The 20,500-nt window shown below is 72.0% G+C and carries 15 protein-coding genes, 1 tRNA gene, 1 pseudogene and 1 riboswitch; of the genes and pseudogenes, 9 read left to right on the forward strand and 8 right to left on the reverse strand.

What is annotated here, in order from left to right; translation table 11 throughout:
- Positions 1 to 422: pseudogene (locus tag ACFYQQ_RS00005) on the reverse strand (citramalate synthase); the annotation flags it as partial.
- 369 nt (positions 423 to 791) lie between these two features.
- Here ACFYQQ_RS00005 and ACFYQQ_RS00010 point away from each other — a divergent pair.
- From ACFYQQ_RS00010 to glpK, 6 genes are all read left to right on the forward strand, one after another.
- Positions 792 to 1,043 (forward strand): hypothetical protein, encoded by a 252-nt coding sequence (locus tag ACFYQQ_RS00010; protein WP_355786610.1) that lies wholly within the window; start codon positions 792 to 794, stop codon positions 1,041 to 1,043.
- A gap of 266 nt (positions 1,044 to 1,309) precedes the next feature.
- Positions 1,310 to 2,434, forward strand: coding sequence for a mechanosensitive ion channel family protein (locus tag ACFYQQ_RS00015; RefSeq protein WP_355786609.1), 1,125 nt, complete (start codon positions 1,310 to 1,312; stop codon positions 2,432 to 2,434).
- 161 nt (positions 2,435 to 2,595) lie between these two features.
- Positions 2,596 to 4,815: an NADP-dependent isocitrate dehydrogenase gene (locus tag ACFYQQ_RS00020; protein ID WP_388902558.1), complete on the forward strand. Its 2,220-nt coding sequence runs from the start codon at positions 2,596 to 2,598 to the stop codon at positions 4,813 to 4,815.
- A gap of 336 nt (positions 4,816 to 5,151) precedes the next feature.
- Positions 5,152 to 6,096, forward strand: a complete 945-nt coding sequence (locus tag ACFYQQ_RS00025) for a TauD/TfdA family dioxygenase (RefSeq protein ID WP_356165974.1) — start codon at positions 5,152 to 5,154, stop codon at positions 6,094 to 6,096.
- A gap of 132 nt (positions 6,097 to 6,228) precedes the next feature.
- Positions 6,229 to 7,077, forward strand: a complete 849-nt coding sequence (locus tag ACFYQQ_RS00030) for an MIP/aquaporin family protein (RefSeq protein WP_355793240.1) — start codon at positions 6,229 to 6,231, stop codon at positions 7,075 to 7,077.
- Positions 7,078 to 7,101: 24 nt separating this feature from the next.
- On the forward strand, positions 7,102 to 8,619 hold the full coding sequence (glpK, locus tag ACFYQQ_RS00035) for a glycerol kinase GlpK (RefSeq protein WP_356165977.1): 1,518 nt from the start codon (positions 7,102 to 7,104) through the stop codon (positions 8,617 to 8,619).
- An 82-nt stretch (positions 8,620 to 8,701) separates the two neighbouring features.
- Here the strand turns inward: glpK and ACFYQQ_RS00040 are convergent.
- From ACFYQQ_RS00040 to ACFYQQ_RS00050, 3 genes are all read right to left on the reverse strand, one after another.
- A tRNA-Pro gene (locus ACFYQQ_RS00040) sits at positions 8,702 to 8,775 on the reverse strand.
- Between the two features lie 83 nt (positions 8,776 to 8,858).
- Complete coding sequence (locus ACFYQQ_RS00045) at positions 8,859 to 9,626, reverse strand: NPP1 family protein (protein WP_356237961.1); 768 nt, start codon at positions 9,624 to 9,626, stop codon at positions 8,859 to 8,861.
- A gap of 524 nt (positions 9,627 to 10,150) precedes the next feature.
- The gene (locus ACFYQQ_RS00050; protein ID WP_355795835.1) at positions 10,151 to 10,633 is read right to left on the reverse strand and encodes a MarR family transcriptional regulator; all 483 of its coding nucleotides are present in this window, start codon (positions 10,631 to 10,633) and stop codon (positions 10,151 to 10,153) included.
- Positions 10,634 to 10,696: 63 nt separating this feature from the next.
- Here ACFYQQ_RS00050 and ACFYQQ_RS00055 point away from each other — a divergent pair, with 63 nt between their 5' ends.
- Both ACFYQQ_RS00055 and ACFYQQ_RS00060 read left to right on the forward strand, forming a co-directional pair.
- Complete coding sequence (locus tag ACFYQQ_RS00055; protein WP_356165983.1) at positions 10,697 to 11,278, forward strand: anthrone oxygenase family protein; 582 nt, start codon at positions 10,697 to 10,699, stop codon at positions 11,276 to 11,278.
- Entirely contained in the window at positions 11,275 to 12,132 is an 858-nt protein-coding gene (locus ACFYQQ_RS00060) for an alpha/beta fold hydrolase (protein ID WP_388902564.1), read from the forward strand. Before ACFYQQ_RS00055 ends, ACFYQQ_RS00060 begins: the two co-directional genes overlap by 4 nt.
- A 50-nt stretch (positions 12,133 to 12,182) precedes the next feature.
- Here ACFYQQ_RS00060 and ACFYQQ_RS00065 read toward each other — a convergent pair whose 3' ends face one another.
- Positions 12,183 to 13,382, reverse strand: a complete 1,200-nt coding sequence (locus ACFYQQ_RS00065) for a serine hydrolase domain-containing protein (protein ID WP_355787056.1) — start codon at positions 13,380 to 13,382, stop codon at positions 12,183 to 12,185.
- 367 nt (positions 13,383 to 13,749) lie between these two features.
- Here ACFYQQ_RS00065 and ACFYQQ_RS00070 point away from each other — a divergent pair, with 367 nt between their 5' ends.
- The gene (locus tag ACFYQQ_RS00070) at positions 13,750 to 14,472 is read left to right on the forward strand and encodes a DUF4232 domain-containing protein (RefSeq protein WP_388902567.1); all 723 of its coding nucleotides are present in this window, start codon (positions 13,750 to 13,752) and stop codon (positions 14,470 to 14,472) included.
- Positions 14,473 to 14,496: 24 nt separating this feature from the next.
- Here the strand turns inward: ACFYQQ_RS00070 and thiD are convergent, their stop codons facing one another.
- The 3 genes from thiD to ACFYQQ_RS00085 form a co-directional block, all read right to left on the reverse strand.
- Complete coding sequence (gene thiD / locus ACFYQQ_RS00075; protein WP_355794922.1) at positions 14,497 to 15,324, reverse strand: bifunctional hydroxymethylpyrimidine kinase/phosphomethylpyrimidine kinase; 828 nt, start codon at positions 15,322 to 15,324, stop codon at positions 14,497 to 14,499.
- Between the two features lie 50 nt (positions 15,325 to 15,374).
- Positions 15,375 to 16,775, reverse strand: a complete 1,401-nt coding sequence (locus ACFYQQ_RS00080) for a purine-cytosine permease family protein (RefSeq protein ID WP_388902569.1) — start codon at positions 16,773 to 16,775, stop codon at positions 15,375 to 15,377.
- A riboswitch (TPP riboswitch) is annotated at positions 16,765 to 16,859 on the reverse strand. Its footprint overlaps the gene before it by 11 nt.
- Before the next feature lie 153 nt (positions 16,860 to 17,012).
- Positions 17,013 to 20,387, reverse strand: a complete 3,375-nt coding sequence (locus ACFYQQ_RS00085) for a pyruvate carboxylase (protein WP_355786727.1) — start codon at positions 20,385 to 20,387, stop codon at positions 17,013 to 17,015.
- Positions 20,388 to 20,500: the final 113 nt, after the last annotated feature.

The raw sequence follows: 20,500 nt of genomic DNA on the forward strand, positions 1-20,500 counted from the left end.
TCGCGCACCATCTCCAGGTTCTCCTCCAGGGTGGTGCGCAGCGCCAGCTCGACATGCCGGTCGTGGGACTTCGCGACGAGGGTGATCACCGGGGCACCCGAGTCGAGCAGCGCCTGCACCTGCCGGTCGAGTGCCGCCTCGGCTCCGGGGCGGCGGGTGCAGCCGAAGGCCACGAGCCGGGCGTGCCGGAAGTCGATCTCCTGCCGGGCACGGGCGAAGAACTCCGTGTCCCGGGGACTCGCGCCGGGCCAGCCGCCCTCGATGAAGCCCACGCCGAAGTCGTCCAGGTGCCGCGCGATGGCCAGCTTGTCCGCGACCGTGAGGTTGATGCCCTTACGCTGCGCGCCGTCGCGCAGCGTCGTGTCGAAGACGTGGAACGAATCGTCGAGTCCGCGGTCGCGTCCGCTCGGGCTGCTGCTCATGATCGGGCTCCTGTAGGGGATCTCGGTCCACCGGTACGACCCGGCCCGGCATCCATCTATGCGCCCTCGCGCTCGCTTCCCGGTCGAGGATGAGCCGCGTGGCAGGCCGGGGCGCGGAGGCATGTGCTCGTGCGCCACGGGGGCGGGCGGGTGCCCGCGCGGCTCCGGTGCGCGCCGAGCCGCCGCGGATGGCGTGCGCCTGTGTCCCTAGCCACTCCCTCGCGTCCGGTCAACTGACGTATGACATACGTCCACTGACGCTCCGTCATTGTTCGAGTGCTTCTCGTTCGCGGGCGTCCAGGGTGGCTGGCGACACCGGTGTCCTCGCTCCCGCCTCTGGCGCCCTCGGCCGCAACCGTCTGGAGAGCCATGTCTCCTCGTCCGTCCGTCTCGGAGTCCGTCGTCGAGGGACGTTCCGGAGAGTCCGGCGACCGGTTCGGTGGTCCCGTCCTCGACGCGCTCCCGCGCGAGGCCCGTTCACCGCGCGCGGCCGACGAGTTCACCGCACGCCCCTGCGTGCCGATCGCCCAGCTCGTGCGCCGCAGGTCCCGGCATCGGCTGCGGCTCCTGCGCCGGGACCTGCGGCGGCGCTTCCTGCACCCCTCGGCCGTGGAGAAGTGACGAAGGCGGCCGACCAGGCGTGACCGATCAGGCGTGCGTGAGACGAACTCCCCCGCCGTGACCTCGGCATGCGTGCGGGGTCAATGGCCGTTTCCCGTGGGCCTGGTGACGGTCGTACGCCCGGATGCGGCAGGATGAGCGGTCGTCCCGGACGGCGATCCACCGTCCGGCGTGACCGTGCATTCCCCGGATTCGAGCAGGTGGCAAGTGACGACACATCACACCGGGCCCGCGAGCCCTTCCCTCGGCCGCACGGGAGGCGACCGGTGAACCGAGCCCTCACCGTGGACGATCTGGTCGTCGCCGGAATCGCCCTGGCCGCGGGCCTCGCGACGGCCGTCCTGCTGCGGATGCTGCTGCGCTGGCTGGGCAAGCACGCCCTGCGCACCCGCTGGAGCGGCGACGACGTCATCGTCGACGCGCTGCGCACCCTGGTGCCGTGGGCGGCGGTGTCCGCGGGCGTCGCCGCCGCGGCCACGGCGCTGCCCCTGACCACGTCGGTCGGGCGGAACGTCAACCGTGTCCTGACCGTGGTGCTCATCCTGGTCGCGACGATCACCGCGGCCCGCGTCATCACGGGTCTGGTCCGCAGTGTCGCGCAGTCCCGGTCGGGAGTCGCGGGCTCCGCGACGATCTTCGTCAACATCACGCGGGTCGTGGTGCTGGCGATGGGCTTCCTGGTCATGCTGCAGACCCTGGGCATCTCCATAGCCCCGCTGCTCACGGCCCTCGGCGTGGGGGGTCTCGCGGTCGCGCTGGCACTTCAGGACACCCTGGCCAACCTCTTCGCGGGCGTCCACATCCTCGCCTCGAAGACGATCCAGCCCGGCGACTACATCCGCCTCAGCAGCGGCGAGGAGGGCTACGTCGTCGACATCAACTGGCGCAACACGACCGTGCGCCAGCTCTCCAACAATCTGGTCATCATCCCGAACGCCCAGCTCGCGGGCACGAACATGACCAACTTCACGCGTCCCGAGCAGGAGATGACGCTCCTCGTGCAGGTCGGCGTGGGCTACGACAGCGACCTGGAGCACGTCGAGCGGGTGACCACCGAGGTGGTGGCCGAGGTGATGACGGAGATCACCGGCGCCGTCCCGGAGCACGAACCCGCCGTCCGCTTCCACACCTTCGGCGACTCGCGCATCGGCTTCACCGTGATCCTCGGCGTGGGCGAGTTCAGCGACCAGTACCGGATCAAGCACGAGTTCATCAAGCGGCTGCACCGGCGGTACCGGGACGAGGGCATCAGGATTCCGGCGCCCACCAGGACGGTCGCGCTCCAGCAGGGCGCGTCGGCGCTGCCCGACTCGGTCGGCCCCGACACGGTGCTGCCCGAGTCCGGCCCCGGCATCCCGCACCAGCGCGAGGCGCGCACGCGGCTGCCGTAGAGCCCCGGCCGGGGGTGTCCCGCCGGGGTCCGGCGTCCGGCGGCGGGCCGCCGCCGTCCCGGGTCCCGGTGGGCGGACGGGCGGCAGGGTCCTGTCGAGTGGGGGCCGGTCACGAGGTATCTTGATGTCGAGCAATGTTGCAGACGTGGAGCGGAGCACCGGTGACTGACTCGACCATCATCTATACGCACACTGACGAGGCCCCGGCCCTGGCGACCCATTCGTTCTTGCCGGTGGTCCAGGCATACGCGTCGCAGGCCGGTGTCACTGTGGAAACCCGTGACATCTCGCTTGCCGGGCGCATCATCGCCCTCTTCCCCGAGTACCTGGAGGAGGGGCAGCGCATCCCGGACGCCCTGGCGGAGCTCGGTGAGCTGGCCAAGACGCCCGAGGCCAACATCATCAAGCTGCCGAACATCTCGGCCTCGATCCCGCAGCTGAAGGCCGCGGTCGCCGAGCTGCAGGAGCAGGGCTACGCGCTGCCGGCCTACCCGGACGACCCGAAGAGCGACGAGGAGCGGGAGATCCGCGCCCGTTACGACAAGGTCAAGGGCTCCGCCGTGAACCCGGTCCTGCGCGAGGGCAACTCCGACCGCCGCGCCCCCGCCTCGGTGAAGAACTACGCCAAGGCCCACCCGCACCGCATGGGCGCCTGGACCTCCGAGTCGAAGACGAACGTCGCCACCATGGGCGTGGACGACTTCCGCTCCACCGAGAAGTCCGCCGTGATCTCCGAGCCGACGGCGCTGCGCATCGAGCTGGTGGGCGACGACGGCTCCACCACCGTGCTGCGCGAGTCCGTACCCGTCCTGGCGGGCGAGGTCGTGGACGCCTCCGTGATGCACGTCGCGCCGCTGCGGGAGTTCCTCACCGCGCAGATCGCCCGCGCCAAGGCCGAGGGCGTGCTCTTCTCGGTGCACCTCAAGGCCACGATGATGAAGGTCTCCGACCCGATCATCTTCGGCCACGTCGTACGCGCCTTCTTCCCGAAGACGTTCGCGAAGTACGGCGAGACCCTCGCCGCCGCCGGACTGTCCCCGAACGACGGCCTGGGCGGCCTCTACAAGGGCCTGGAGGCGCTGCCCGAGGGCGCCGAGATCAAGGCGTCCTTCGACGCGGAGCTCGCCGAGGGCCCGGAGCTCGCGATGGTCGACTCCGACAAGGGCATCACCAACCTGCACGTCCCGTCGGACGTCATCGTCGACGCCTCCATGCCGGCGATGATCCGCACCTCCGGCCACATGTGGGGCCCGGACGGCCAGGAGGCCGACACCCTCGCGGTCCTCCCCGACAGCAGCTACTCCGGCGTGTACCAGGTCGTCATCGACGACTGCCGCGCCAACGGCGCCTTCGACCCGGCGACGATGGGCTCGGTCCCGAACGTCGGTCTGATGGCGCAGAAGGCCGAGGAGTACGGCAGCCACGACAAGACCTTCGAGATCCCGGCCACCGGCACGGTCCGCCTCGTCGACCAGGCCGGGAACGTCGTCCTGGAGCAGACCGTCTCGGCCGGCGACATCTTCCGCGCCTGCCAGACCAAGGACGCCCCGATCAAGGACTGGGTCAAGCTCGCGGTCACCCGCGCCCGCGCCACCGGCGACACGGCCGTCTTCTGGCTGGACGAGACCCGCGCGCACGACGCCCAGCTGATCGAGAAGGTCAAGCGGTACCTGCCCGAGCACGACACCGAGGGCCTGGACATCAAGATCCTGTCCCCGGTCGAGGCGACCGCGTTCTCCCTGGAGCGCATCCGCCGCGGCGAGAACACGATCTCGGTCACCGGCAACGTCCTGCGTGACTACCTGACCGACCTGTTCCCGATCCTGGAGCTCGGCACCAGCGCCAAGATGCTCTCGATCGTGCCCCTCATGAACGGCGGCGGCCTCTTCGAGACGGGCGCCGGTGGTTCCGCCCCGAAGCACGTGCAGCAGCTGGTCAAGGAGAACTACCTGCGCTGGGACAGCCTGGGCGAGTTCCTGGCTCTGGCGTCCAGCTTCGAGCACCTCGCGACGACCACGGGCAACGCGCGCGCCCAGGTGCTCGCCGACACCCTGGACCGCGCGACGGCCTCGTTCCTGGAGAACGACAAGTCGCCGACCCGTCGCGTCGGCGGCATCGACAACCGCGGCAGCCACTTCTACCTGTCCCTGTACTGGGCCCAGGAGCTGGCCGCGCAGACCGAGGACGCCGACCTGGCCAAGGCCTTCGGCCCGCTCGCCGAGACGCTCGCCGACAAGGAGCAGACGATCGTCGACGAGCTGATCGCCGCGCAGGGCAAGCCGGCCGACATCGGCGGCTACTACCAGCCCGACGTCTCCAAGGCCTCGGCCGTCATGCGTCCGTCGAAGACGTGGAACGAGGCGCTGGCGATCCTCGCCTGACGCACCTTCGCGGACCCGCGGGTCCGCAGCGCCGCCCCGGCCGGGTCCTCCCGGCCGGGGCGGTGGCGTTCCGGGGGCCGGGTGCCGACGCGGGGCGCGCGGCGCTGGGCGGGGCTCGGCGGCGCGGGCCCGGTGGTGGCGGGGCGCAGGTCCGGCGCCGGCCGGTCGGGGTCGGCGGGCCGCTCCCGGCGTACAGGGCGCCTACGCGTACGGCCTGCGGACGGGGCGTCCACGCGTACGCGTTCGACCGGGCCGGGCAGGGTAGCGATCACGTGGGCTTCGGCCCGACGACCGGGGCGCACCTGTGCCCGGGGACACGACGGAGCGGAGACGGACGTGACGACGGACGCCGGTATCGAGGTGCGGCCGGCCTCGGGCCACACGGGGGCGGAGATCGGCGGCGTCGACCTCGCCGGGCCCTTGGACGACGCGGTCGTCGCCGCGATCCGGGCGGCCCTGCTGCGCTGGAAGGTGCTCTTCTTCCGGGACCAGCGCCTCGACCACGCCGCCCATGTGGCGCTCGCCCGGCGCTTCGGCGAGCCGGTCACCCTGCGCTCCCGCGGCAAGGCGTCGCCCCCGGACTTCCCGCAGGTGGAGACGACGGCCGACCGGCTGGAGCTGGCCGGCCGCTACGGCATGGACCGCGACGAGTGGCTGGAGCGGCGCCGGCACACCCTGCTGCGGGGGTGGCACTGCGACCACGGCGCCCGGATCGACCCGCCGGCGGCGACCGTCCTGCGCGCGGAGACCGTCCCGCCGTACGGCGGCGACACCACCTGGTCCAACCTGGCCGCCGCGTACGCGGGCCTGTCCGAGCCGGTGCGGCGGTTCGCCGACGGGCTGCGGGCGGAGCACCGGCTCGGCGTCGGATACCGGCCGCGAGCGGACCAGGACGCCTACGTCCGGCACCTCCAGGACCATCAGGTCGCCTCGGTGCACCCGCTGGTGCGCGTGCACCCGGAGACGGGCGAGCGGCTGCTCTTCGTCAACGGTTACTACGTCGACCAGATCCTGGACGTGTCCCGCGCGGAGAGCCTGCGCCTGCTGGAGATGTTCGTCGAGCAGGCGACCCGCCCCGAGTACACGGTCCGCTTCCGCTGGGAGCCCGGCAGCGTGGCGTTCTGGGACAACCGGGCGACGGTGCACCTCGCTCCCGCCGACACCGGGCACCTGGATTTCCCGCGCGTCCTGCACCGGGTGATGCTGGCGGGCGACGTCCCGTACGGCGTCGACGGCAGGCCCTCCGAGGCGTTGACCGGCTCCCCGCTGCACAGGTCCTGACACCTGCTCCGTATGCCCTGAACGGGGCATATTTTCCTTATTGTGCGCTTACCGGGTGATCGTTCTATTCTGTGCGAGTAGGGCTCGGACAGAACGACGGCCGGCCCCGTGCCGGTGGGAAGCGGGCTTTCCATGGCTGAGCGATTCAAAAGGCTGGGGCTGGCCGGTGAGATGTCGGCCGAGTTCCTCGGCACCATGGTTCTCATCCTCTTCGGGTGCGGCGTGGTGGCCCAGGTGGTCGCCGGCGGCGCACTCACGACGCCTCCGGGCGGTCTCGGCAACCACGACAGCATCGCCTGGGCATGGGGCCTCGGCGTCACCCTCGGTGTCTACGTCGCCGCACGGCTGAGCGGCGCCCACCTCAACCCGGCGGTCACCGTCGCGCTGGCCACGTTCAAGGGCTTCCCGTGGCGGAAGGTCGCGCCGTACGCGCTGGCGCAGACGGCCGGAGCGTTCGTGGCCGCCCTCATCGTGCGCTGGAACTACACCGAGGCGCTGGCGAAGGCGGACCCCGGACACACCATCAAGACACAGGGCGTCTTCTCGACCCTTCCGGCGAACGGCAACCCGAACCTGCCGGTCCACGAGTGGGGCGCCTTCCGCGACCAGATCATCGGCACCGCCATCCTGCTGCTGCTGATCCTGGCCATCACCGACCTGCTCAACACACCGCCCGGCGCGAACCTGGCCCCGTTCATCATCGGTCTGGTCGTGGTGGCGATCGGTATGGCCTGGGGCACCAACGCGGGGTACGCGATCAACCCGGCGCGTGACTTCGGGCCGAGGCTGGCGAGCTTCTTCACGGGCTACGGCGGAGCATGGCGAGATCAGTACGGGAATATCTACTTCTGGGTCCCGATCATCGGTCCGCTCATCGGCGGCCTGCTCGGCGCGGGCATCTACAAGTTCCTGATCGGCCGGTTCCTGCCGACGGCCGAGCCGGAGCCGCCCGGACGCGTCCCCTCCCCCGACGAGTCCTGACCCCCAAGAAGGAGGCGAATCCCCATGGCGGACTTCGTCGGCGCGGTGGACCAGGGGACCACCAGCACCCGATTCATGATCTTCGACCACGCCGGGAACGAGGTGGCGAAGCACCAACTGGAGCACGCGCAGATCATGCCCCGGTCGGGCTGGGTCGAGCACGATCCGGTGGAGATCTGGGAACGCACCAACTCGGTGATGCAGAACGCCCTGCGGCACGGGAACCTGTCCCCCGACGACCTGGCCGCGATCGGCATCACCAACCAGCGGGAGACCACGGTCGTCTGGGACCCGCGCAACGGCCGCCCCTACTACAACGCCATCGTCTGGCAGGACACCCGCACCGACTCCATCGCCGCGGCCCTGGAGCGCTCGGGCAAGGGCGATGTCATCCGCCGCAAGGCGGGGCTGCCCCCGGCGACCTACTTCTCCGGTGGCAAGATCCAGTGGATCCTGGAGAACGTCGACGGGGTCCGCGAGGCGGCCGAACAGGGCCACGCCCTCTTCGGCAACACCGACGCCTGGGTCCTGTGGAACCTGACGGGCGGTCCCGACGGCGGCATCCACGCCACCGACGTGACCAACGCCAGCCGCACCATGCTGATGGACCTGGAGACCCTCGACTGGGACGACGAGCTGCTGGGATTCTTCGGCATCCCGCGGGCCATGCTGCCCACCATCAGCCCCTCGTCCCACCGGGAGGCGTACGGCGTCACCCGTACGTCCCGGCCGCTGCGTGCCGCCATCCCCATCACCGGGGTGCTCGGCGACCAGCAGGCGGCCACGGTCGGGCAGGTCTGCTACGCGCCGGGCGAGGCGAAGAACACCTACGGCACCGGCAACTTCCTGGTGCTCAACACCGGTACCGAGCTGGTCCGTTCACAGCACGGGCTGCTCACCACCGTGGCGTACCAGTTCGGCGACAGCCCGGCGGTGTACGCCCTGGAGGGCTCCATCGCGGTGACCGGCTCCGCGGTGCAGTGGCTGCGCGACCAGCTGAAGATCATCAGCGACGCCGCGGAGAGTGAGACCCTCGCCAGGACGGTCGAGGACAACGGCGGCATCTACTTCGTGCCGGCGTTCTCGGGACTGTTCGCCCCGTACTGGCGCTCCGACGCGCGCGGCGCGATCGTCGGTCTCGCCCGGTACAACGACAACGGGCATCTGGCCAGGGCGACGCTGGAGGCCATCTGCTACCAGAGCCGTGACGTCGTCGAGGCGATGGAGCAGGACTCCGGAGTCCACCTGGACGTGCTCAAGGTCGACGGCGGCGTGACCGCCAACGACCTGTGCATGCAGATCCAGGCCGACGTCCTCGGCGTTCCGGTCAGCCGCCCCGTCGTCGCGGAGACCACCGCGCTCGGCGCCGCCTACGCGGCTGGGCTGGCCACCGGCTTCTGGCGTGACACCGACGAACTGCGCACCCACTGGCAGGAGTCGAAGCGCTGGGAGCCCCAGTGGTCCGACGACCGGCGCGCGGAGGGCTACGCGGGCTGGAAGCGGGCGGTGGAGCGCACGCTCGACTGGGCCAAGGTCGAGTAGCGGGACCACGCCCGGCGGGCACGACGGCGGAGGCCGTACCGGAATCTTCCGGTACGGCCTCCGAACTGCGACTTCTCAGAAGTCGGGACGACAGGATTTGAACCTGCGACCCCTTGACCCCCAGTCAAGTGCGCTACCAAGCTGCGCCACGTCCCGCCGCGGTTCCCGTGGTCTCCCACGTGATCGCGCAGGTGAACCCTACCGCACACGGGCGACCGGTCCCGGCCACGGCCCGCCCGTCAGGCGTTGGGGTCGAACGCGATGCCCGCGGGTTTGGCCTTCTCGAGGTGGTAGTTGAAGTTGCCGTCCTTGAGGCCGAAGACGGCGCTGCCCCAGTTGGCCTGGCTGATCCTGTCGCGCAGGCCCGCGGGGTAGCCGTTCCAGCCGACGAGGCTCGGGAACCGCCAGGTGTGGTAGTGGTTCTCCGGCGGTTCGTCGTTGGAGTTGGCCGGGCGGAAGCAGTGCGTGCTCAGGCCGTCCTTGTGGTAGACGACCTTGGGATGGGTCCCGTCCCAGCGGATCTGGTCGCGGCCGTAGACGCTGAAACCGCCGTGCGCCGAGGTGGAGACGTACTGCGCCTGGTTGTTCTGCACCCAGACGACGACGTGCTCCCAGTCATGGCGGTGTCCGCCGAGGCTGCTGCCGGCCACGGCCTGGTCCTTCTCGAAGTAGAGGCCGTACATGATCGCGCACCAGCCGTTGTTGCACTTCTCGCGCGAGTAGCCGTTGGTGTTGTCGAGGTCCCAGGAGTCGCGGCACTGCCCGTTGAGGGCGCCGGAGGGGTTGAGGCCGGGGTTCAGGGTCCCGTCGGGGCCGATGGCGGGCGTCGGGTAGCAGCCGTCGGTGTCGTAGTCGAAGGCCGGCTGGAACGTCTGCTCCAGACCGTCCGCGTTGGCCGGCAGGGCCCTGGGCGGGTCGGCGAGGGCGCTTCCCGGGAACGCCACGACCAGCGCCAGCGCGCTGCCGAGGATCACCGAGACTCTGCGGGTGCGCGAGCTTTTCTTCACTGCGTCCTCCTGGTCGACCGCGGCGTGGGGGTGGTGCGGGCGGTCGTATTGGCATGCCCAGGACAGCTTTCCGGGGCGTCACCGAAAACACCAGTGTCGACAGGTGTCGGAGTGATGAAGGATCAACCAATGCCGGAAGCACGCGCGTTGGCGAGCCGGACGAACCAGCCGAAGCCGTCCGGCCGACCCCGGCGGGGTCGGCCGGACGGCGGCTGCACGACGCACCGGCGGCCAGGGAGGCATACGGACCGCTCCGCCGTCCCACAGGGCCACCCGTACAGAGCCCACGGCGTCCACGGCGAGGGCCGACCGGAACCGGACGGGCGACCCCGCCGAGGACGGCGGACGGTGCGGGGGCGACGGACGAACCGCCCGGCGCGGGCAGACGAGTCGGCTGGGACCGGACGGGCCGGCCGCACAGTTGCGAGAGACGAAAGGACCGGGGAGTCGGGACAGGGCGGCGGAACCAGGCGCACTCCCCGCCGAGTTCAACCCGACGACCAGGGGGCGACCAACAACATGTCTCAGCGGGCGGCCAGTTCGTCCGTCGCCTCGCCGCCCGCCGCCGCGGTGCGGCTCAGGAAGTCGGCGAGCAGCCGCAGTTGGCTCTCGTCGTAGTCGGCGCAGATCTCCTCGACCGCCGAGGTCATCCCGGAGTAGAGGCCGATGATCTCCGCGTTCCGCTCGCGCAGGGGCCGCAGTCGGGTGGCACGGCGGTCGTTCGGATCGCGCTCGCGGGCGATCCAGCCGCCGCGCTCCAGGCGGTCGAGGATGCCCGTCAGGGTGGCGGGATGCAGACCGGCGAGCCTGGCGAGCGCGCTGGGGCCGATCGGACCGTGCCGGTTGATCAGGTCGAGACAGTCGACGTCGACCGCCTTGAGCTCCAGCCGCGCCCCGACCTGCTGGTTGAGCAGGGAGAGCTGTACCCCCAGCGCCCGGAGCGACTCCCTGATCTCCCCGCTCAGCCGCCGGTGCTCGCGGGCGCCCTCGGGTCCTACGGAACTCATATGTTACGCTCCTCGTAATATCGGGTCCGCGAAGGACACGGTACTCCGACGGGAGTGTGCACCATGATCACGGCTGCGGGCACGACCGGACACGAACGCACGACACGGGCACTGCGCCTCGCGAGCCTGCTCTTCTCGGGTGTGTTCGCCGGATTCCTGGTGGCGGTCCTCGTCCTCGAACTCTCCCTGCGGCGCTTCGACGGGGCCGTCTACACCCAGGTACGGCAGGTCGAGCTGGTCCGCCTGGACGACCTCGCGTCCGGCACCCTCCTGCCGGCGCTGCTGATCACGGCGACCCTGACCGCGATGGCGCTACGGCCCCGGGGTCCCGCCCTGTGGCCGACGGCGACGGCACTCGTCCTGCTGCTGAGCGTGCTGGTCACGACGCTCGTCCTCAATCTCCCCGTCAACGCCGACCAGCTCGACTGGCAGGTGCAGGCCCCGCCCGCGGACTGGGCCGACGTGCGCGACCGCTGGCAGCTCGCCCACGCCGTCCGCACGGGCGCCGCCCTGGCCGCCTTCGGCCTGCTCTCCTGGGCGGCGATGAGCAGCGCCAGCACCGGTCACCGGCCCTCCGCGCCCCCGTCGCCGGCGCAGGTGCCGGGAAAGGCGGGCCCCAAGCGGGTCATGGAGGAGAGCGCGTGACCGAGATCGAGCTGTCCTGCGGGACGATCGCCTACGAGGACACCGGTGGCGACGGGCCTGTCGTGGTGCTGCTGCACGGGCTGCTCATGGACGCCTCCCTGTGGGACGGGCCGCTCGCCGACCTGTCGGCCGACCACCGGTGTGTGGCGCCGACACTCCCCCTCGGCGCGCACCGTCACCCGATGCGGCCCGAGGCCGACCTGTCGCTGCCGGGGGTGGCGCACCTGGTGTCCGAACTCCTGGACCGCCTCGATCTGCGCGATGTCGTCCTGGTGGGCAACGACACGGGAGGGGCACTCGTCCAGTTGCTCCTGGCCGACGGGGCGCCCCGGGTGCGGCGGGCCGTCCTCGTCTCCTGCGACGCCTTCGACAACTTCCCGCCGGGGCTCACCGGCAGAACGCTGCTGCTCGCCGGCCGGCTCCCGCCGCGGATGTTCGGGCTGTTCATGCGGCAGCTGCGGCTGAGGGCTGTGCGGCGGCTCCCGGTCGCGTTCGGGTGGCTGACCAGGCGCGGGGACGCCGCCACGGCGCCGTGGGTGCGTCCGGTGACGGAGCTGTCCGGGATCCGCCGCGACGCCGTCCGGCTGCTGCGCGCGGCGGCGGCGGACACCGGCTTCCTGCTCGCCGCGGCCGAGCGGCTGGCCGGTTTCGAGCGACCGGTGCTGGTGGTCTGGGCGGCCGAGGACCGGGTGATGCCTCCCGAGCACGGGCGGCGCCTGGCCGAACTCCTGCCGCGGGCACGGCTGGTGGAAGTGACGGACAGCTACACGCTCGTCCCGCTGGACCAACCGGAACGGCTCGCGCGGCTGATCCGGGAATTCAGCCGGTCACCCGGCACACCGCCGAGCCCGTGACACCGCCCGGCCGTTCGATCCGGCCGGGCGGCGATGCCGGTACCGGTCCTCTAGCTCGGGGGGAGCGGACGGGCGTAGACGTTCTTCGGGGTCACGATCTCGGTGATCGCGCGGGCGACGAGGGTGGACGGCTCCTGCCCGCCGACCGTGATGTCGGTGTTGATCATGACCACGAGGGTGGCCTTCTTCGACGGCAGGTAGACGGTCACCGTCTCGTAGCCCGGGATGGAGCCGTTGTGCCCGATCCAGCCGTCGGACTTGAAGATGCCGAGGCCGTAGGTGGTGCCGGGGTGGCCGGTCGGCAGCGTCTTGAGCCGCTCCGCCTGGAGCCGCGGGCTGATCAGCTCACCGGTCGCGACGATCTTGGCCCAGCGGTGCAGGTCGTGCAGGTTCGAGATCATCGCGCCCGCCGCCCAGGCCCAACTCGGGTCCCAGTCCGTGGAGTCGGCGACCTCGCCGCTCAGGGTCTGGTTCGTGTACCCCCGCGGGTGCGGCTCGGGGAACTCGGAGCCCTCCGGGAACAGCGTGTGGCGCAGGTGGGCCGGGCGCAGCACGCGGCGCTCGATGACGTCGGCGAGGCGGTGGCCGGTGACCTTCTCGATCACCAGGCCGAGCAGGATCAGGTTGCTGTTGTTGTACTCGAACTTCTTCCCGGGCGCGAAGGTGTTCTTGTGCCGGTAGCCGTACTCGAGCAGCTCCTCCGGGGAGAAGTAGCGGTTGGGGTCGCTCATCAGGTCGTGGTCGAAGTCCGGGTCGTCGCTGTACGGGTACAGGCCGCTGCGCATCTCGGCCAGGTGCCGCAGGGTGATGCGGTCGCCGTTCGGTACGCCGTCGACGTAGGCGGAGATGGGGTCGTCGAGGCCGATCCGGCCGTCGTCGACGAGCTTGAGCAGCGCGGTGACCGTGAAGGTCTTGGTCTCGCTGCCGATCCGGACGAACTCACGGGTGGTCATCGGCTCACCGGTGTCGATGTTGGCGAGGCCGGTCGCGCGGACGTAGCTGCCCTTGCCCGGCATCCACAGGCCGACGACGACGCCGGGGATCTCGGCCGCCCGGCGGACCTTCTCGACGGCCTTGTCCAGCCGGGCGGTCAGTTTCCGGCCGAGTCCGTCCGGTGGGGTCCTGTCCTTGTCGAAGCGGTCGGCGACCACGGCGTGGTCGGCCGTGGCGGGGATCGCGGTCATGGGCGCCAGGATGGACGCCACCAGCAGCGATGCGGCGAACAGGCGGCGGGAGGGGGTACGTCGCACAGGGGACCTCTTCCAGGTCGGGGGTTCGAGGGCAACGTCCCATCCGGACCCGGGGGCGGAGGTCCCGGCCTGGTACGCGTCCCTTCGAGTCCACCCGTTCGGCGCCACCGGATTCCGGCGCGGCTCCGGGCCAGGTCAGGCGCCCGGGGTAAGTGCTCAGGCGGTTGCCGGGGTTCTGTGCAGGCGGGGGTGTGCCTACCGCTTCGCCCGGCCCGTACGTGCGCGGGCCCGTAGGCCGATTCCGCGAACTTCCCGGGGCCGGGGTGCGTCGGAGCACGGTGACGGGGCAGAACGCGTCGTGGCGCGTGCGGTGGACCACCACGGTCGCCGCGTGCCGTGAGTGCGGTGCGACCCGAGGAGTTGTGGCATGGCGACCTTCCTGCGTGACGGCACGGACCGGCCGGGCGCGGCCCGGGCCCGGCGTACGCCCGCCCGCTTCCGGGTGCCGGCGGCGCTCGCGGGCCTCGCGTTGCTCGGGCTGCTGACCGGCTGCGGCGGTGACGACGGCTCGAGCGGTACGCCGACGAAGGCGTCCGGCACGGCCGGAACGGCTTCCGGCACACCCACCTCGGCCGCCGGTTCGAGCGGCCCGACGAGTCCGGGCGGGGACGCGACGCCGACGGGGGCGGGCCGTACCTCATCGTCCGCTCCGAGCCCGGTCGGGAGCGGCACTCCGGGCGGCCGGTGCCACACCTCCGAGCTGCGCGCCTCGGTCGGGGACAACGACCCCGGCGCCGGGCAGGAGAACTTCCGCGTCGTCCTGACCAACGGCTCCTCGCGCACCTGCACCGTGCGCGGCTTCCCCGGCGCGGCCTTCGTCGACGCGTCCGGCAGGCAGCTCGGCCCCGACCCGAAGCGGTCGTCGGAGAAGCCGAGGACGGTCACCCTGGCGCCGGGGCAGAGCGCCCTGGCCGGTCTGACCTTCTCCAACCCCGGGATCAGCGGCGCGAAGACCGCCGAACCGGACGCGCTCCTGGTCACGCCGCCCGACGAGAAGGCCTCACTGCGGGTGCGGTGGACGCACGGCGAGGTGCCCGTGTCCGGCAACGCCTCCACGGTCTCCCTGACGCCCCTGCGCACCGGCCCCTGACGTACACCCCGGGTCCGGCTCGGGTCAGCGGTTCTCGCGCAGCCGCCAGCCGTGGTCGACCGGGCCCAGACCCGCGCCCAGCGGGAAGCCCGCGGCTATCGCGCCCGTGACGTAGTCCTTCGCGCGCCGCACCGCCTCCGGCACGGGCAGCCCCTGCGCCAGGCCCACGGCCACCGCGGAGGCCAGGGTGCAACCGGTTCCGTGGGTATGGCGGTTGTCGTGGCGGGGCGCGCGCAGCCAGTGCTCCTCGGCGCCGTCGGTGAGCAGGTCCACGGCCTCGCCGGGCAGGTGCCCGCCCTTCACCAGGACCCAGCGCGGCCCGAACGCCAGCAGCCGTTCGGCCGCCTCGGACATGCCCCGTTCGTCCGTGGCGCGGACACCCGTGAGCTGCGCGGTCTCGTCCAGGTTCGGGGTGGCCACCGTCGCCACCGGCAGCAGCGCGGTACGTACGGCGTCCAGGGCCTCGTCCGCCAGCAGGCGGTCGCCGTGCTTGGAGACGCTCACCGGGTCCACGACCACCGGCGCGGCGGTCCCCGCCAGCAACTCGGCGACCAGGCGCACCAGTTCGGCCGAGGCGAGCATGCCGGTCTTCACGGCCTGCACGCCGATGTCGTTTACGACGCTGCGGTACTGCGCGCGCACGGCATCGGCCGGGAGCTCCCAGGCGCCCTGGACGCCGACGGAGTTCTGCGCGGTGACCGCGGTCAGCACGCTCATGCCGTGCGCGCCCAGCGCGAGCATCGTCTTCAGGTCGGCCTGGATGCCCGCGCCGCCGCCGGAGTCCGAGCCGGCGACGGTCAGGACGCGGGGCGGCGCGAGGGACGGTGCGGCGGGGCCGGTGGAGGGAGTCATACCTGGTTCTCCGTACGGGGAAGGGGCGTGCGGCGGCGGGGACGCCGGGGTCAGCGGCGGGCGCGCAGGCGCAGTGGGGCGTACACCACGAGGGCCGCGGCGAAGGCCACGGGGTAGGCGAGGTCGGCGCCGTGCAGGGCCTTGGCCACCGGGCCGACGTACAGGCTGGTGCTCATGAACGGGACCGCGGCGGCGAAGGCGGCGGCGAACGCGACGAGCGCCGGCCACCACGGCCGCGGGCGGGCCTCCTCGGCGGCGAGGTCGACCGGTGCGCCGCTGCGGGCCCTGCGGCGCACGCTCCAGTCGACGGCCACGACGGCGACGAACCCGGGGATCCAGTAGCCGACGAGGAGGAGCACGTTCTGGAAGCGGGCGGTGGTGTCCGCGGCGTGCATCCAGAGCACGAGCGGGAACCCGAGCGCCGCGGCCAGGGCGGCTGCGACGGGACGCGGCAGCCGTACCCCCATGGTCTGCAGTGCCAGGGAGCCGCTGTAGTCGTTCATGGCGTTGCTGCACAGGGCGGCGAGCGCCACGGCGAGCAGTCCGAGGGCGCCCGGTACCCCGCCGCCGAGCAGCGCGTCGACGCCGTGGGCGGTCTGGTCGGTGAAGACGGACGCGCCCCACAGGCCGAGCGCCTGGACGGCGACGAAGGAGACGGCGAGACCGAGCAGCGTGCACCGGAACATCCGGGGCCGGGACGCGGAGCGCGGCAGGTAGCGGCTGAAGTCGCTGGCGTAGGGGGCCCAGGACAGGGCGAGGCTCAGTGCGACGGCGCAGGTCAGGACGAAGGCGCCGGCGCGGTCGGCGCCGTGCGCGGTGGCCGTGGCGAGGCGTGGGTCACCGGTCGCCAGTCTGGCCGTGAGGGCGAGGAAGGCGGCGCCGAGCGCGAAGGTCATCACGGTCTGGAGGCGGTGGATCGCCTCGTACCCGAGGACGCCGAGCGCTCCCTGTGCGGCCATCACGACCAGGACGCCGAGCCAGAACGGCCGGCCGCAGAGCTGGGCCAGCGCGTCTCCGCCGAACAGGCCGATCAGCGCGTCCCAGGCGATCGACGACAGCCACTGCAAAGCGCCGGGCAGTACGACGGCGGGGCCGAACGCGAGCCGGGAGAGCGGGAGTTGGGCCGCGCCGGTCTGGCTGCCCCAGGTGCCGAGGAAGGCGGTCGGTACGGCACCGAGGAGGGTGCCGAGGACGACGGCCGCGAGCGCGGTGGCGAAGTCGAGGCCGAGTGCGGCGCCGACGGTGCCGGTGAACACCCCCGTCATGGTCAGGTTGGGCGCGAACCACACGGTGAACAGCCGCCCGGGGCCGCCGTAGCGGGCGTCCTCGGGAACGGGCGCTATGCCCCGCGCCTCGACCCGCAGGTCACCGGGGGCCGCGGGCATCCGCCCGTCGAAGGCGCCCTGCGGGCCTGCGACGGCCACCTCGCCACGGGCATGCGGCAACGACATGAGACATCCCTCCGCCAGTCCTAACTGGTTCAGGTTCGACGGGTGTGATCTCAGCCCTCGTGCGGGGCACCCCGTGTCCGGTTGTGCGGGACAGGATAGCCACAGGGGTGGGGGGGGGGGGGGGGCCGGGGGGGGGGGGGCGGGGGGGGCCCCCCCCCCCCGCGCCCCCCCCACCCCTGTGTCACGTGCGGCGGAGCGGCCGGACGGGCCTGGCTGCCGGGTCCGGTGGGTCGGGGGTCAGGCGATCTCGACGAGCAGGTCGCCGCCCTCCACCTGCTGGATGCGGTTGATCGCGAGCCGCGACACCTTCCCGGACTTCGAGGCGGTGACCGAGGCCTCCATCTTCATCGCCTCGATGGTGGCGACCGTGGCGCCCGCCTCCACCTCGTCGCCCTCGGCGACCGCGAGGGTCACCACTCCGGCGAACGGCGCGGCGACGTGACCGGGGTTGGCCCGGTCAGCCTTCTCCGTCGCCGGGATGTCGGAGGACACAGCGGTGTCGCGTACCTGGATCGGCCGCAGTTGGCCGTTGAGCGCGGACATCACGGTCCGCATACCGCGCTCGTCGGCCTCGCCGACCGCCTCCAGCTCGATGAGCAGCCGCACGCCCGGTTCGAGGTCGACCGCGTACTCCTTCCCCGGGCGGAGTCCGTAGAAGAAGTCCTTGCTGTCCAGCAGGCTGGTGTCGCCGTAGGTCTGGCGGTGCGTCTCGAACTCCCGTGTCGGGCCCGGGAACAGCAGCCGGTTCAGGGTCGCGCGCCGGTCCTTGGCGAGGCCCTCGCGGTCGTCCGCGGAAAGCTCCTCCTGCGGCTTGGGGGCAGCGCGCCCCTCCAGCGCCCTGGTACGGAACGGCTCGGGCCAGCCGCCGGGCGGGTTGCCCAACTCGCCCCGCAGGAAACCGATGACGGAGTCGGGGATGTCGAACCGGTTCGGGTTGGCCTCGAAGTCCTCCGGCGAGACACCGGCGCCGACCAGGTGGAGCGCGAGGTCGCCGACCACCTTCGAGGACGGCGTGACCTTCACCAGGTGACCGAGGATGCGGTCGGCGGCGGCGTACATCGCCTCGATGTCCTCGAAGCGGTCGCCGAGACCCAGCGCGACCGCCTGCGTGCGCAGGTTGGACAGCTGCCCGCCGGGGATCTCGTGGTGGTAGACCCGCCCGGTCGGCGAGGCCAGGCCCGCCTCGAAGGGCGCGTAGATCCTGCGGACGCTCTCCCAGTACGGCTCCAGGTCGCCCACGGCCTTCAGGCTCAGCCCGGTGGGCCGCTCGGAGTAGTCGGTCGCGGCGACGATGCCCGACAGCGACGGCTGCGAGGTGGTGCCCGCCATCGACGCGACCGCTCCGTCGACCGCGTCGGCGCCGGCCTGGATCGCGGCGAGGTAGGTGGCGAGCTGGCCGCCCGCCGTGTCGTGGGTGTGGATGTGCACCGGCAGCTCGAACTCCCGGCGCAGCGCCGAGACGAGGGTCGCCGCGGCCGGGGCCCGCAGCAGGCCCGCCATGTCCTTCACGGCCAGGACGTGCGCGCCGGCCTCGACGATCTGCTCGGCCAGGCGGAGGTAGTAGTCGAGGGTGTAGAGCCGCTCGGAGGGGTCGGACAGGTCGGAGGTGTAGCAGAGGGCGACCTCGGCGACGGCCGTCCCGGTCTCCCGTACGGCGTCGATGGCGGGCCGCATCTGCCCGACGTCGTTCAGCGCGTCGAAGATGCGGAAGATGTCGATGCCGGTGGCCGCGGCCTCCTGCACGAAGGCGTCGGTGACCTCTGTCGGGTACGGGGTGTAGCCCACGGTGTTGCGGCCGCGCAGCAGCATCTGCAGGCAGATGTTCGGCACCGCCTCGCGCAGCGCCGCCAGCCGCTCCCACGGGTCCTCGGCGAGGAAGCGCAGCGCCACGTCGTAGGTGGCGCCGCCCCAGCACTCCAGGGACAGCAGTTCGGGCAGGGTCCGGGCGACCACGGGCGCGATGGCGAGCATGTCCTTGGTGCGGACCCGGGTGGCGAGGAGCGACTGGTGGGCGTCGCGGAACGTGGTGTCGGTGACGCCGATGGTCGGCGATTCGCGCAGCCGGCGGGCGAAGCCCTCGGGGCCGAGCTCGACCAGGAGCTGCCGGGAGCCCGCGGGCGGTTCCGTGGCGGGCACCACCGGGATCTTCGTGCCGGGGTCGACGGACTCGGGGCGCTCGCCGTGCGGCTTGTTGACGGTGACGTCGGCGAGGTAGGTGAGCAGCTTCGTGCCGCGGTCGGCGGAGTGGCGTGCCGTCAGCAGGTGCGGGCGCCGTTCGATGAACGACGTGGTGACGCGGCCGGCGCGGAAGTCCGGGTCGTCGAGGACGGCCTGGAGGAACGGGATGTTCGTGGCGACGCCGCGGATGCGGAACTCGGCCACGGCACGCCGGGCCCGGCCGATCGCGGTGTCGAAGTCGCGGCCCCGGCAGGTGAGCTTGACCAGCATGGAGTCGAAGTGCGCGCTGATCTCCGTGCCGGCGTGGGTGGTGCCGCCGTCCAGCCGGATGCCGGAGCCGCCGGGCGAGCGGTAGGCGCTGATCCTGCCGGTGTCCGGGCGGAAGCCGTTGGCCGGGTCCTCGGTGGTGATACGGCACTGGAGGGCGGCGCCGTGCAGGGTGACCGTCTCCTGGGAGAGACCGAGGTCGGCCAGCGTCTCACCGGCGGCGATGCGCAGCTGGGCCTGGACGAGGTCGACGTCGGTGACCTCCTCGGTCACCGTGTGCTCGACCTGGATGCGCGGGTTCATCTCGATGAAGACGTGGTTGCCGTCCCGGTCGAGGAGGAACTCCACGGTGCCCGCGTTGCGGTAGCCGATCTCGCGGGCGAACCGGACGGCGTCGGCGCAGATCCGCTCGCGCAGCGCCGGGTCGAGGTTCGGCGCGGGCGCCATCTCGATGACCTTCTGGTGGCGGCGCTGCACCGAGCAGTCACGCTCGAACAGGTGGATGACGTTGCCCTGTCCGTCGGCGAGGATCTGCACCTCGATGTGCCGGGGCTCCACGACGGCCTTCTCCAGGAAGACCGTGGGGTCACCGAACGCGGACGCGGCCTCCCGCGAGGCGGCCTCGATGGACTCCCGCAGCTGGGCCGGGTCCTCGACACGGCGCATCCCGCGCCCGCCGCCGCCCGCGACCGCCTTGACGAACACGGGGAACCCGACGTCCTCGGCGGCGCGGACGAGTTCGTCGACGTCGGTGGAGGGCGCAGAGGAACCGAGGACCGGCACACCGGCCGCGCGGGCCGCCGCGACGGCACGCGCCTTGTTCCCGGTCAGCTCCAGCGTCTGGGTGCTCGGCCCGACGAAGGTGATGCCCGCCTCCTCGCAGGCACGGGCCAGGTCCGGGTTCTCCGACAGGAACCCGTAGCCGGGGTAGACCGCGTCGGCTCCCGCCCGGCGCGCGGCGCGGACGACCTCCTCCACGGAGAGGTAGGCCCGCACCGGGTGTCCCGGCTCGCCGATCTCGTAGGCCTCGTCGGCCTTCAACCGGTGCAGTGAATTGCGGTCCTCGTGGGGGAAGACGGCGACCGTCCGGGCGCCCAGCTCGAAGCCGGCGCGGAACGCTCGAATCGCGATTTCACCTCGGTTGGCGACCAGCACCTTGCGGAACATTCGGGATCCCTTCAGCCTGCTCGGTGACGCGCACCATGGTGTCGGCCCTGCCCGCTCGGCGCCATGTGAAGCGGCCCACTCCGCTTCTGTGAGGCAGGCCACTCCCCCGCTCC

This window comes from Streptomyces sp. NPDC005496 (assembly GCF_042872045.1).
Classification (GTDB): domain Bacteria; phylum Actinomycetota; class Actinomycetes; order Streptomycetales; family Streptomycetaceae; genus Streptomyces.

Bases quoted from the DNA above. Each gene is read 5' to 3' on its own strand.
- ACFYQQ_RS00010 (WP_355786610.1), top strand. From the start codon at position 792: ATGTCTCCTCGTCCGTCCGTCTCGGAGTCCGTCGTCGAGGGACGTTCC.
- ACFYQQ_RS00030 (WP_355793240.1), top strand. From the start codon at position 6,229: ATGGCTGAGCGATTCAAAAGGCTGGGGCTGGCCGGTGAGATGTCGGCC.
- glpK (WP_356165977.1), top strand. From the start codon at position 7,102: ATGGCGGACTTCGTCGGCGCGGTGGACCAGGGGACCACCAGCACCCGA.
- ACFYQQ_RS00050 (WP_355795835.1), bottom strand. From the start codon at position 10,633: ATGAGTTCCGTAGGACCCGAGGGCGCCCGCGAGCACCGGCGGCTGAGC.
- ACFYQQ_RS00055 (WP_356165983.1), top strand. From the start codon at position 10,697: ATGATCACGGCTGCGGGCACGACCGGACACGAACGCACGACACGGGCA.
- ACFYQQ_RS00070 (WP_388902567.1), top strand. From the start codon at position 13,750: ATGGCGACCTTCCTGCGTGACGGCACGGACCGGCCGGGCGCGGCCCGG.
- thiD (WP_355794922.1), bottom strand. From the start codon at position 15,324: ATGACTCCCTCCACCGGCCCCGCCGCACCGTCCCTCGCGCCGCCCCGC.
- ACFYQQ_RS00080 (WP_388902569.1), bottom strand. From the start codon at position 16,775: ATGTCGTTGCCGCATGCCCGTGGCGAGGTGGCCGTCGCAGGCCCGCAG.
- ACFYQQ_RS00085 (WP_355786727.1), bottom strand. From the start codon at position 20,387: ATGTTCCGCAAGGTGCTGGTCGCCAACCGAGGTGAAATCGCGATTCGA.